The 12696-nt window shown below is 58.8% G+C and carries 13 protein-coding genes; 9 read left to right on the forward strand and 4 right to left on the reverse strand.

Translation table 11 applies throughout. From position 1 onward, the window contains the following. Nucleotides 1–268 precede the first annotated feature (268 nt). The 3 genes from FB556_RS01730 to exaC all read left to right on the forward strand — a co-directional run bounded on the left by FB556_RS01730 (nucleotide 269) and on the right by exaC (nucleotide 3587). On the forward strand, nucleotides 269–673 hold the full coding sequence (locus tag FB556_RS01730; protein ID WP_141864180.1) for a DUF779 domain-containing protein: 405 nt from the start codon (nucleotides 269–271) through the stop codon (nucleotides 671–673). Continuing rightward, nucleotides 670–1950, forward strand: a complete 1281-nt coding sequence (locus FB556_RS01735) for a GAF domain-containing protein (protein WP_141864182.1) — start codon at nucleotides 670–672, stop codon at nucleotides 1948–1950. Before FB556_RS01730 ends, FB556_RS01735 begins: the two co-directional genes overlap by 4 nt. Before the next feature lie 113 nt (nucleotides 1951–2063). Beyond that, complete coding sequence (exaC, locus tag FB556_RS01740; RefSeq protein WP_141864184.1) at nucleotides 2064–3587, forward strand: acetaldehyde dehydrogenase ExaC; 1524 nt, start codon at nucleotides 2064–2066, stop codon at nucleotides 3585–3587. A gap of 68 nt (nucleotides 3588–3655) precedes the next feature. Here the strand turns inward: exaC and FB556_RS01745 are convergent, their stop codons facing one another. Both FB556_RS01745 and FB556_RS01750 read right to left on the reverse strand, forming a co-directional pair. After that, nucleotides 3656–3850, reverse strand: a complete 195-nt coding sequence (locus FB556_RS01745; protein WP_141864185.1) for a hypothetical protein — start codon at nucleotides 3848–3850, stop codon at nucleotides 3656–3658. Between the two features lie 5 nt (nucleotides 3851–3855). Continuing rightward, nucleotides 3856–4173 (reverse strand): MerR family transcriptional regulator, encoded by a 318-nt coding sequence (locus FB556_RS01750; protein ID WP_141864187.1) that lies wholly within the window; start codon nucleotides 4171–4173, stop codon nucleotides 3856–3858. Nucleotides 4174–4260: 87 nt separating this feature from the next. Between FB556_RS01750 and FB556_RS01755 the strand changes: the two genes are divergently transcribed. Both FB556_RS01755 and rraA read left to right on the forward strand, forming a co-directional pair. Next, nucleotides 4261–4689 carry an Hsp20/alpha crystallin family protein gene (locus FB556_RS01755; protein ID WP_141864189.1) on the forward strand — a complete coding sequence of 143 codons (429 nt, stop codon included), beginning with the start codon at nucleotides 4261–4263 and terminating at the stop codon, nucleotides 4687–4689. 329 nt (nucleotides 4690–5018) lie between these two features. Continuing rightward, a complete protein-coding gene (gene rraA / locus FB556_RS01760; RefSeq protein WP_141864190.1) occupies nucleotides 5019–5507 on the forward strand; it encodes a ribonuclease E activity regulator RraA in 489 nt (162 codons plus the stop codon). Between the two features lie 116 nt (nucleotides 5508–5623). Here the strand turns inward: rraA and FB556_RS01765 are convergent, their stop codons facing one another. Next, the gene (locus FB556_RS01765) at nucleotides 5624–6946 is read right to left on the reverse strand and encodes an HNH endonuclease (protein WP_141864192.1); all 1323 of its coding nucleotides are present in this window, start codon (nucleotides 6944–6946) and stop codon (nucleotides 5624–5626) included. A 141-nt stretch (nucleotides 6947–7087) separates the two neighbouring features. Between FB556_RS01765 and FB556_RS01770 the strand changes: the two genes are divergently transcribed. From FB556_RS01770 to FB556_RS01785, 4 genes are all read left to right on the forward strand, one after another. Beyond that, nucleotides 7088–8422, forward strand: a complete 1335-nt coding sequence (locus tag FB556_RS01770) for an MFS transporter (protein ID WP_141864194.1) — start codon at nucleotides 7088–7090, stop codon at nucleotides 8420–8422. Nucleotides 8423–8625: 203 nt separating this feature from the next. After that, nucleotides 8626–8934, forward strand: coding sequence for a metal-sensitive transcriptional regulator (locus FB556_RS01775; protein WP_141864196.1), 309 nt, complete (start codon nucleotides 8626–8628; stop codon nucleotides 8932–8934). Nucleotides 8935–8949: 15 nt separating this feature from the next. Beyond that, complete coding sequence (locus FB556_RS01780; protein WP_141864197.1) at nucleotides 8950–9165, forward strand: heavy-metal-associated domain-containing protein; 216 nt, start codon at nucleotides 8950–8952, stop codon at nucleotides 9163–9165. Nucleotides 9166–9192: 27 nt separating this feature from the next. After that, nucleotides 9193–11445: a heavy metal translocating P-type ATPase gene (locus FB556_RS01785; protein ID WP_141864199.1), complete on the forward strand. Its 2253-nt coding sequence runs from the start codon at nucleotides 9193–9195 to the stop codon at nucleotides 11443–11445. A gap of 22 nt (nucleotides 11446–11467) precedes the next feature. On the opposite strand, the gene FB556_RS01790 is transcribed toward FB556_RS01785, so the two are convergent. Continuing rightward, entirely contained in the window at nucleotides 11468–12382 is a 915-nt protein-coding gene (locus tag FB556_RS01790) for a cation diffusion facilitator family transporter (protein WP_141864201.1), read from the reverse strand. Between the last annotated feature and the right edge of the window lie 314 nt (nucleotides 12383–12696).

Consider the following 12696-nt stretch of genomic DNA (forward strand, 5'->3'; position numbering starts at 1 on the left):
AATTGTTTGCGCGGCGGATTCAGCTTCAGCCGACCAGCGCGGTCTTTCTGAGGCTTCATCGGTCGAGTACCGGGTTTCCGAGGAGTATACTTCTGTGCCATTTGCCATATTGTCTCACACGCAACCGCCATCCAATACACGTATAATGGCCACTTCTCTCACGGCATGAGCCCGCTTCGCAGATGACCACCGTGGGCTCCGGTCTCGGTGTGTGTCGGGACAGCATATCCGCGATGACGTATATCACATTTAACGTTAGGCTGCGTATATGACTACTATTATTGCCTCTCGTCCAGACATCCCGGGGGAAGACTTCTCCCGGGTTGCCATGACCGAAGAAACGCTGAGCCTTCTACAAAAATTGCGCGGCATCCACGGTGATTTGATGTTTCACCTATCGGGGGGATGCTGTGACGGCTCCTCCCCGATGTGTTATCCGGTGGGGGATTTTCGCATCGGCGGTCAAGACCTGCTGTTGGGAACATTCGACCTGCCCGCAACGGATGACCTACCTGCCACCGAGATCGGCTTCTGGGTTGCGAAACCCCACTTCGAGTACCTGCGCGGATCGCACATCACTTTAGATACAGTCGATGGTCGCGGCGCAGGGTTCTCTGTGGAATCCCCAGAAGGCAAACGCTTTATTATGCGCTCGACCTTGCTGCCATCATGACGGTTCTGGCACGTGCGCACCACAACCCCGCCGACGACGCGTACCAGGCGGTCGTAGCGGCCGCCCACCAAAAACTGCACGACGCCGTGGTCGATACTCGATTCGTCCGTTCCGCAGTATCTGAATCGTGGCGGCGGTGCCTGAAACTCCACCACACTCCCGAGCGCGTCACGGCTCCGACCACGATTTCCACCGATATCCTGGACAATCACCGAAAGACCCACCCGGTGACTGAGGTCCTTCCCCTGGTCGAAACGCTGCTGGCACCGGCGCACGAGGTCGGACTCATTACGGCAATATCCAATACCGACGGTCATCTGCTCTGGGTTGATGGCGCTCACCCGATGCGAGCGCAGGCCGAAACGATCGGCTTTGCTCCGGGTGCCGATTGGTCCGAAGAATCCATGGGCACGTCTGCGCCCGGGGCCGCCCTATCGACCGGTGCTCCCGTCCAGGTGGCCGGGGCCGAACACTTCTCTCACGCTGTGCACGGCTTCTATTGCAGCGCCGTCCCGCTGCGACACCCCTCTGGCAATATCGTGGGCATGCTGGATCTTACCGGCTCCGAGGCTGCCGTTACCCCGTTGGCTCTGGCCATGTTGTCCAATACCGCTCAGGTCATCGAGCAGTACTGGGCGAGCCAGACATTCCCCGACGCTCACCACAGCGCCCCGGTTGCCCTACCGAATACGCCACTGATTGAGGTCGCGACCGGACGCACCCCGCGCGTTGGGCAGTTGCGTCTATCGAACCGTCACGCAGAAATCTTGACCATTTTGGACTGGCATCGCTCCGGCCTCTCGGCCACCCAGTTGGCCCACGAACTCTTCGGCGACCTGACACCCGATGAGCTGCCCGCCCGGTTGACCACGGTGCGCGCCGAGATGTCCCGGTTGCGCAAGCTGTTACTCACCCGGAAACTACCCATCAGCATTGACTCTCAGCCCTACCGACTACAAACCGCAGTGGCCACCGATGCCCACGCGGCAATGCGCGCGCTACACCGCGGTGACTTGACCACTGCCCTCCAGGTCGCCCCGGCCGACATTCTGCCCGGCTCGGACGCGCCCGGTATCGTCGACATTCGCCAACATTTTGCCGTCACGCTGCGCGAAGCCGTATTGGCCGATGCGACTCCCGACCAACTGTGGTCCTATCTGGGTCGCCACCAGGCGGCCAACGACGTCGAAGCCTGGATGCTGGCCCTGAAAATCCTGCCGTCCCACAGTCCCCGTCGGGCCATTGTGACCGCCACGCTCCAACGCCTGACCAACTGATCCGCAAGCGGGTTGCAACGTTGCTGCAACCCACCCAACCTTAGAGTGGGACACGTCACACCACGTCGCCCATCGGGCGCTGACACTCCTCCACGCTAGGGAAAGGTATCACCATGGTCGTGTACGCAAATCCGAATACCGACGGCGCCGTCGTAGATTTCAAGGATCGCTATGATCACTTCATTGGCGGCGAATGGAAGGCCCCCGCCAAGGGGCAATACTTTGAAAACCCCACCCCGATCACCGGCCAGTGCTTCACGATGATCGCCCGAGGCACCGCCGAAGACATCGAAGCCGCCCTGGACGCCGCGCACGCCGCTGCGAAAACCTGGAATAAATCCTCGGCAACTGAACGCGCCGCGGTACTGCTGGCCGTCGCCGACCGGATGGAACAAAACCTCGAAAAACTCGCGGTCGCCGAATCTTGGGACAACGGCAAAGCCGTGCGCGAGACGCTCAACGCAGACCTGCCGCTGGCCATCGACCACCTGCGCTACTTTGCCGGCGCCATCCGCGCACAAGAAGGCTCTCTGTCGCAAATCGATGACGACACCGTGGCCTACCACTATCACGAACCACTGGGTGTGGTCGGCCAAATTATCCCGTGGAACTTCCCGATCCTGATGGCCATCTGGAAAATCGCCCCGGCATTAGCCGGTGGCAACTGTATTGTGCTGAAACCCGCCGAACAAACCCCTGCATCAATCATGGTGCTGATGGAACTGGTCGGCGACCTCATCCCACCGGGCGTGCTCAACGTCGTCAACGGCTTCGGTTTAGAAGCCGGCAAACCGCTAGCGTCCTCGCCACGTATCGGCAAGATTGCGTTCACTGGTGAAACCACCACCGGGCGCATGATTATGCAGTATGCCACCGAGAACATCATCCCGGTCTCCCTGGAGCTCGGCGGCAAATCCCCGAATATCTTCTTCGGCGACGTCATGGACGCCGACGACGGCTACCTGGATAAAGCGCTGGAAGGGTTCACGTTCTTTGCGCTGAACCAGGGTGAAGTCTGCACCTGCCCATCGCGTGCACTCATTCAGGAGAGCATTGCCGATGACTTTTACGATCTGGGCATCGAACGCGTCAAGCAGATCAAACAGGGCAACCCGCTGGACACCGACACCATGATGGGCGCTCAAGCATCCAATGACCAGTTCGAAAAGATCATGTCCTACATCGATATCGGCAAACAGGGCGGTGCCGAAGTCCTGATCGGCGGCGAAGCCGTGGATCTCGGCGGCGAACTGTCCGGCGGCTACTACGTGGCCCCAACCGTGCTGCGCGGTTCCAACGATATGCGCGTCTTCCAGGAAGAAATCTTCGGGCCGGTGGTTGCTACCACGACCTTCAAGGATTACGACGACGCCCTATCGATCGCCAATGACACGCTGTTCGGTCTGGGTGCCGGTGTCTGGTCACGCAACGGCAACGTTGCCTACCGTGCTGGACGTGACATCCAAGCCGGTCGGGTGTGGGTCAACAACTACCACGCCTACCCGGCACACGCAGCCTTCGGTGGCTACAAGATGTCCGGTTTTGGTCGCGAGACTCACCTGATGTTGCTCGAGGCCTATCAGCAAACCAAGAACCTGTTAGTGTCCTACTCCGAACAGCCACAGGGTTTCTTCTAAAACTCACCCATTAACACACTGGAGCGCAGATCGGTTGCGATCTGCGCTCCAGTTTTTAAACGCTATTTTTAGGAGTGTTCGATGTCGTCGTCATCAACAGGTACATCAATATGTTGTTCGACCCAGTCAGCTTCATTGACCGTGATCGGTTTGGGTGTTCTCGGTAGTATCGGCTGGTCCTCGTCTCCTTCAGCGTCGACGAAGTTTTCCAGGAGACCTTCTTCCGGAACTTCAAGTTGCGGTTTCTTGCGATCTGCGGGCATAACAACTACTCCTTTCGCTGGGCTCTTAGCCTTGCATTCTCATCTTGAAGTTTCAAGACCACATCAATCCCGGCGAGGTTCAATCCGTCTTCCAGTAGTGCGGTGATGCGTTGCAAACGTTCGATGTCATCATTGCTATAGCGTCGTGTCCCGCCCGGCGTGCGTGCCGGCTCAACCAAGCCGCGACTCTCATACAGGCGTAACGTCTGTACCCCCGCCCCTACCAGCTCGGCAGCCACCGAGATGGTGTACACGCCCCTGGAATCATCAATCTCGTCTAAAGTCTCCGCTTCGTTCATACTTTCCCTTGTGCGAATGTCCATATTATGGTATATCAAATCTATAGCGGATGCTATAGATTTCCTCCGCTAACAAATGAATCAAACCGTCGAATGAAAGGGGTATTCTCCGTGCTTATGCGCAGTGATCCATTCCGTGAACTCGACCGTCTGACTCAACAGCTCTTGGGTTCCACGGGCACCCGGATGCGGCCAACCATGATGTTGATGGATGCGTGGCGCGACGGCGACACGTTCCACATCGAATTCGACTTGCCAGGTGTCGATCCCTCCAGTATCGACCTGGATGTTGAACGCAATGTCATCACGGTTAAAGCCGAACGCGCTCCCTTGTCCGACGACGTCGAACGTCTGGCATCTGAACGCCCACGCGGGCACTTCAGTCGTCAGCTGGTGCTCGGCGACAACCTGGACACCGACAATATCTCGGCGAACTATGAGGCCGGCGTCCTTGCGCTGGAAGTTCCAGTCGCAGAGACAGCCAAGCCACGCAAGATTGAAATTAGCAGTGGCAACGACTCGAAGTCGATCACCTCATAACGCACCGGGCGCTGCTGACCTAAGAAATATGACCGCCGCATAGTCAACCCCTGGAAGGAGGCACTTGATTATGACAACGTTATTTAACTTCCTTACCCCTGAGCCTGAGCCCAACCCACATCAGGTGCCGGACGACCAGGGTGACTTCGACTGGATCATGGTCAGTGAGCCACCCTGCTAATACAAAATCCATCCGATGAGCGCCGCCGCCCCTTTTGGGGTTCGCGGCGCTTGTCGTCTGTCCATCGCGCGGCGAGGAAGCTACGCTAGATCAGGTGAGCCGCGAGGAAGCATCAAGTGCAATATCCTCGATCAAAGAAAGTCCACCTATGACACAACGCGAGATCTTCTACACCTCGGATATCTATGATCAGTTCGAAGATGAGGTAGCCTCCCTCGACTTGCCGTTGCATTCCCTGGGCCAGCATAAACAATTTCATGGTCGCATTCGCACAGTCCGGTGTCTGCATGACAACGGGTTAGTCAAAGCCATCGCTAATGAACCGGGCAACGGACAGGTGCTCGTCGTCGACGGCGGTGGGAGTCTGCGATCAGCGCTGATGGGCGGCAATATTGCCAAAGCCTTTGCAGATAGCGGATGGGCCGGGGTCATCATTCACGGCGCTGTGCGGGATCGTCATGAAATCGAGGCATTACCGCTCGGTGTCAAAGCGCTGGGGTCCAATCCACGCAAGTCCGCTAAGGACGGCGTTGGAGTACGTGATGTGCCGGTGGCCATCGGTAACGTTGAGTTCATCCCCGGTGCGCTGGTCTACGCCGATGAAGACGGCGTGATTGTGGATGCGCGCGCTTTATAAGCACCAGCCGTGGTGCGTCATCAGTCAAGGATGACGCACCACTTTTCAAGCTGAATAGGGCAGTCCCGGAATGTGGCCACGTGGGCTTTTCAACCAGTGCCATGGGCCAGTCAAGATTATGCTGCGGCGGCCCAGGCGATGTCGATGGCCCCGAGGGGTGGGGGTGGGTCGCTGTTCCAGTGTTTGATCTCGGCCAGGGGTGGGCGGGTGTCCACGGTGTAGGTGTGTCCGGTGGGGGTGGTGACGGTGAGTTCATCCACGGTGCCGGTGTAGGTCCAACCCCGATTTTCTTTGCGTTGGTTGCAGCGTTTGCACAGTCCGGTGGCATTGTCCCAGCTGGTGGGCCCACCTTCGGCCCAGGGGTGGCGGTGATCGGCGTCCTGGACCGGGCTATTACACCACGGTGTGGCACAGACATCGTCGCGGAGTCGCAGCATTTTGGTCAGATTCTTGGGGAAGTGGCGGCGCCGGGAATCCATGGCCACCAGTTGCCCATCGGTGGGTCGGGTGTAGAGCCGCCGTAAGAAGATGTTTGCGGCTGGGTCGGCTAGCCAGTCGGTGATCATCCCGGCCGGGACCGGGCCGTCGCCGGGCAACCAAGCCGGCAGGTCATCGGCCCCGAACAAGGTCGTGTCGTGCATGACGACGATGACTTCAGCCTGCACCCCGTTGGCGGTGGTTTGCCCGGTGAGTAACTCCACGAACAGATCGGTCATCACCTGGTCTCGGGTCAACGGTGTGCCATCGGCATCCACGGCTTGGCCTTGGTCGAGGCGTTGGTTGGTGAGGCGCGTGAGCGTTTCCATCACGGCGGCCCCTTGGTGGGCGGGCAGCTCAGCGGTGACATACACCAGGCCATCCCCGGCGGGGTCTTTGCACACCCGGCGCCGGGATGTGTTCTCTGCGGCCCGGGCTTCGGCGGCGGCCCGATCTAACCGGTAGGCATGGCCCTGGATGAGCCGCCGCAATTGGGTGGTGGAGGCTTTGCCCAACCGGTGGGCAATCAAAGCATCGATTGCCCGGCGGTGGGCATCAGACAGATGGAGGGTTTCCTGGGCGACCACCCGGGCATGAAATTCACTGACCCGACCCTCGGTCAGCGCCGCCAACGTATGGGGCAACACGGTGCACAGTGCCGTGGCCGTATGGGTCAACGCGGCCCCCACATATGGGGACTCGCCCCGAGCAAACCCGACTTCGGCCTCGATGCCCTTGCACCGCTCGGAGGTAGGGATCCGTAACGCGGCCTCGTCAGCATGCCGGTAGTCGACGAGTTTCGAGGTCGTCAAGGCCTGATCGCCCCGCAGCATCCGGGCGGCTTGTTCCACCAGTTGGAGCCGATCAATACAAGCTTCCGGGGACTCCGGGGCCGGTAACGAGCCCAGCACGGCCATCGCCCGCTGCACCACGTCTCCTGCGACCTCATCCCGTGTTTCCATACCCCAACCCTAGTCAGCCACACGGACACGATAAGAAAACGCAATGCGGTTGTGCACTACCACCACCCGCCACCACACACTGTGGAAAACCACCACAGACCGCGAAACTATCTGCTAGGCATGCTGGGTTATGCTGTGAAAGTGAGCACTATTTTCGCCGATATCACCCCGCTAAAGGTCAGCCGCGACTATCGCAGACTGTGGATCGGCAACTCGTTATCGGCCATTGGTACCCAGCTGACACTGGTCGCAGTGTCACTCGAGATTTTTGCCCTCACCGGCTCCTCCGCCTATGTGGGATTACTGGGCGCATTTGCGCTGGTACCGCTGATCATCACAGGGCTCTACGGTGGCGCGATCGCCGATCACGTCGACCGGCGCAAAGTCGCCTTATACTCCGCGTTGGTACTGTGGCTCACCACTGTGGCAATTTGTCTGCATGCCTGGTTGGGCATCGAAAATATCTGGCTGCTCTACGGTCTGATTGCGATTCATTCCGGCGCTTCGGGGATCAATCAACCAACACGAGGGGCGATTATTCCAGCACTGGTCGGCACGGAACTGCTCGCATCAGCCAATGCCTTGAACATGCTCTCCATGTCTATTTCGATGATGCTAGGGCCGCTACTTGCCGGTGGGCTGGTCGCGACGATCGGCTATTCGTGGACCTACACGATTGATGCTGTCACATTTTTATTAACGCTCTATGCCGTCTATCGTCTACCGGCGCTGCCACCCGTCCATCCAGACGGAGAACCGGTCTCAGACCGGAAAGTTGGGCTGCGATCCGTTTGGGAAGGCTTCCAATTCTTGGCCACACGCAAGAATTTGCGGATGACGTTCATCCTGGACATCATCGCCATGGCAACGGCTTTCCCGCGCGCCGTCCTGCCGGCGATGGGTGTACTGATCATTGGTTCCAGCTATGCACAAGGGGTTGGCCGATCGACAGATGACCCTGCAGAACTCGTCACGGGATTGCTGCTCGCGGGTATTGCAGCTGGTGCATTTATCGCAGGCCTGTTCTCCGGCACGTTCACCCGCATCACCGCTCAAGGCAAAGCCGTCTACTGGTCGATTGTGGTCTGGGGTCTGTCCATCGCGCTGTTTGGGTTCTTCGGCTGGCTTGCCATTCGTAGCGCGGCCAGCGGCGAGCCTAGTCTGATGTTGCTGTGCGCTGCCGTGGCCATGCTCATGGTTGCGGGGGCGGCGGACTCGGTCTCGGGAATTTTCCGAAATACGATCCTGCAAACCGCGACACCCGATCATTTACGAGGACGGCTGCAAGGAGTCTTCATCGTTGTCGTTGCCGGTGGTCCAAGGGTCGGTGAAATGCTCACCGGCGCTGTCTCGGCTGGGATCGGCGAAGCCGTCACCATGATGTTGGGCGGCCTGCTATGCGTCATCGCAGCAACGCTGGCCGTGCGGCTGGTCCCAGGATTTCTGCGCTACGACTCTCGGACCCCGGTCGCATAGTCAGCACAGCCGCATGATGTTCAGCTCACCCTCGGGTCATCAGAAAATTCTGGTGGCCCGCCACGGCATTTAAGTGGGCTCTGAGTGATGCTGAATATAGATACCCTGTGGGGCATGTCTGCTGCGGGTGAAGCATTGTCCATCTTATACCCCTAGGGGGTATAGTAGCCGAGTGAGAGACCAGCTCAGATCAAGGGACCATCATGACGAAACAACAGTCAGACCACAACGCAGTGGGCTACACCGACGATAAAGCGGCTTACCTCAAGCGCTTGGCGCGCATCGAAGGCCAGGTACGGGGCATCAAACGCATGATCGAAAATGACGCGTACTGCATTGACGTGCTCACCCAGGTGTCCGCCGTCAATAAAGCACTGCATGCCCTGAGCTTGGGACTGGTTACCGACCATATGAACCACTGCGTCATCGATGCTGCGGCCTCGGGCGATGAAGCCGTCATCGAAGAAAAAGTTCAAGAGGTCTCGGCCACTATCGGCCGACTTCTCCGCTAGGAAGGATAGCTATTCATGGCACAAACCACGCTGAAACTCCAAGGACTTACCTGCCAGGGCTGCGTCGGCTCGGTCACCAAAGCTCTTTACGGGCTGCCCGGCGTCACGGACGTCAACGTTGACCTGGTCGACGACGGGGTCTCAACCGCAACCGTGACCTCCAACCCGACACCATCTGCAGAGCAGTTCACCCAAACCATTACCGACGCCGGATACACCGTCGTCAACTAACTTTCTCGTATCGACTCAAGGATCTTCATGACAGCTGAAACCACCGACACCCGCGAAGTACAACTGGATATCTCAGGCATGTCCTGTGCCTCGTGTGTGGGGCGCGTGGAGAAGCAACTAGAAAAGATCGACGGCGTAGAGGCCTCGGTCAATCTGCCGCTGAATCAAGCCTTCATTAAGGTGCCGAGCGGGTTAGAAGATCAGATCTTGGTCGATGCCGTGTCCAAGGCCGGGTATGACGCCGTCATCCACGGCCAAGACCAGCCACAGAGCGCTGCGACTGATGAGGCGGAATCCGACCTCGAGGAGTCGAACGTCGATGACGCACCCGGGGCAGCAGAGCTGAAACCGCGGTTGATTATTTCTGCAATCCTGACGGTTCCGCTCTTTCTGATTTCGATGTTCACCGCTTTCCAGTTCCCACACTGGGGCTGGGTGGCAATGGTGCTGTCACTACCGGTGACATTCTGGGGCGGTTGGCCGTTTCACCGTGGTGCAGTCAAAGCTGCCCGGCACGGTGGCTCGACCATGGATACGCTCGTGTCGATCGGCGTGACGGCAGCCTGGGTGTACTCAACCGTAGAGTTGTTGCTGGATCCCGGTATGACGCACATGGCCGGTTCACACGATCACTCGCTGTACTACGAGACGGCCGGTGTGGTCACCACGTTCCTCCTACTTGGACGATACCTTGAGGCTCGGGCTAAGAATCGGGCCAGTGAAGCGCTGCGGTCGTTGCTGAATTTGGCGGCCACGAAGGCGACCGTCGTCCGTGACGGCCAAGAGGTCATCATTGACGCGGCGGACCTGCACGTGGGGGAGGAATTTATTGTGCGCCCGGGCGAGAAGATCGCCACCGACGGGTTTGTGGTGTCGGGGCACTCGGCTATCGACACCTCGCTGATTACCGGTGAATCCGTACCCGTAGAAGTATCGGAACACGATACCGTGACCGGCGCGACGATCAACACCTCGGGCCGACTCGTCGTCAAAGCCACCCGCACCGGCGCCGATACCACCCTGGCACAAATGGGTCAGCTCGTCTCCCGCGCCCAATCCGAAAAAGCCCCGATTGCCCGCCTAGCCGACCGCATTTCGGCAGTCTTTGTGCCGATCGTCTTGCTCATTGCTGCGGTCACGCTCATCGGCTGGCTGATCGCTGGCGACCCAGCTACCGCCTTCCGAGCTGCTGTCACCGTCCTGATTATCGCGTGCCCGTGTGCCCTCGGCCTGGCGACCCCCGTTGGCCTACTGGCCGGAACCGGTCGCGCTTCACAGCTGGGAATTCTCATTAGCGGGCCACAGGTCTTAGAGGACTCCCGCGGAGTCGACACCGTTGTGTTAGACAAAACCGGGACCGTCACCAAAGGCGAAATGGCCGTTTCGAATGCACAAACCATGAATGGCCACCAGTCTCATGACGTCCTTGGGGCCGCCGCAGCCGTTGAACTGGGTTCCGAACACCCCATCGCCCAAGCCATCGTGGAAGCCGGGCGACAGCTTGGGGAGCTTTCAGAAGTGACCGAGTTCGAATCTACCGCGGGTGGTGGCGTCATCGGCACCGTTACCATGCACGGCACCAAACACCGCGTTGCAGCAGGCCGGTCAACCTTTATCACCCAGCAGGTCGGTGAACTCACCGATACGCAGCATCAGGCACTGGCCGATGCAGAAGCAGCCGGCGCCACGGCAATCTGGGTTGTCATCAACGGTGAGGTCGCCGGCATTATCTCACTGCAAGACCAAATCAAAGATACCTCGGCTCCGGCTATTGCCGAACTCAAAGACCTGGGGATCACGCCGATCCTGCTGACCGGCGACAATGCATCAGTGGCCCGACAGGTCGCCGCCGAAGTCGGGATTGACCCAGAAAACGTCTTTGCCGGAGTCCGCCCGGAAGACAAGGTTGACAAGGTACAAGAGCTCCAAGCCGCTGGCAAGACTGTGGCTATGGTCGGTGACGGGATCAACGACGCTCCAGCATTAGCCCAGGCTGACCTGGGCATCGCGATGGGATCAGGAACCGATGTGGCGCGTGAAGCAGCCGATATCACCGTCATGGGTTCGTCGTTGACACAGGTCTCCCAGTCTCTGCAGTTGTCACGCAAGACCTTGAGCATTATTCGCACCAACCTGTTCTGGGCGTTCGCTTATAACACGGCTGGCATTCCGATCGCGGCCTTTGGGTTGTTGAACCCGATGTTCGCCGGTGCTGCGATGGCGGCATCTTCGGTGTTGGTGGTGCTCAACTCGCTACGACTCACCCGCTTCGGACGCTAAACACCGCACAGCGGTGGTGCCCTCACGTATCGAACTGCAACGATTCTTCATCGCTGACCGATAACGAGAGGACTGCTTCGGCGATCTGTTCGTGCTGCTCGATTGCATATTCGATACGCCGCAGCTGAGTAGCGACGTCGTCCTCACTGGCGTCTCCGACCAGGTCTACTTCAGCAACGAGGAACAACCGGGAGGGACCAACATATTCCAGGTGCAAGTAGGTCACGCGTTCAATCTCGGGTTGCGCCAGCAATCGTCGACCAACCTGGTTCCGCAATGCGGCCGAGGATGCCGCCCCCACCAGAAAGTGGCGACTGCGTTCGATCAGCACCAGGGCGACCACACCAAGCAGCACACCGATGGTGATCGAGCCCACGGCATCCCACACCGCGTTGCCGGTGAGTTGGTGCAGCCCGATGCTGCCGGCTGCGATGACCAGACCGACAAGTGCTGCGAAATCTTCAAAAACTACAGCACGTAAAGTCGCATCCGAACTGCCGAAAATCAGGCGCAACGGTGACACCGCGATTTGCCGGGCCCGTCGTCGGACTTGGATGGTGGCTTGAGTAAAGGAGATGCCTTCAAGTACGAAGGCGATCCCCAGCACCGCATACGCAACGCCCGGCGACTCCACCGGCCCGGGATTGGAAAGTTCCTGAATCCCGTGCATAACCGAAACCACAGCGCCGACGGTGAAAATACCGAATGCGGCGATCAATGACCACACGTAGGCTTCTCGCCCGTAACCCAGCGGGTGGCGCTCGTCGCGTGGCTTGACGGAGCGCTTATCAGCAATGATGAGAAAAATTTCGTTACCCGCATCCGACCACGAGTGTGCTGCCTCGGCGAGCATCGAAGCCGACCCCGTCAACGCGGCTGCTATCGATTTCGCGATCGCAACGAGCACATTGGCACAGAATGCAATCAAAACTGTCATGTTGCTACTCTTAGCATGACGGCCTGGAGATTGCCCGGCGAGATCGCCGAGGTTCTATAGCACCGACCCGCCACTGCATTGTGTTAGACAAAACTGACACTGTTACCAAAGGCGAAACGACTATTCCGGATCCGCTAACCATCAGGAGTGCAGTCCCGGAGAATTTTGCTGATGACATCTGCCGTCACGCTGGGTTGTGAATAGTCATTCGACTAAGTCATCGCAGCACTCGCCCCGACAACCTGCCCTCCCGGCGGTCAGCGAGCTCGAGTCTACTGTCTGAGCATTACACCTCGGTCAGATTTATTGCCAAC

Origin of the sequence: Enteractinococcus coprophilus (genome assembly GCF_006716305.1) — a bacterium.
In the GTDB taxonomy this organism is placed as follows: Bacteria; Actinomycetota; Actinomycetes; order Actinomycetales; family Micrococcaceae; genus Yaniella; species Yaniella coprophila.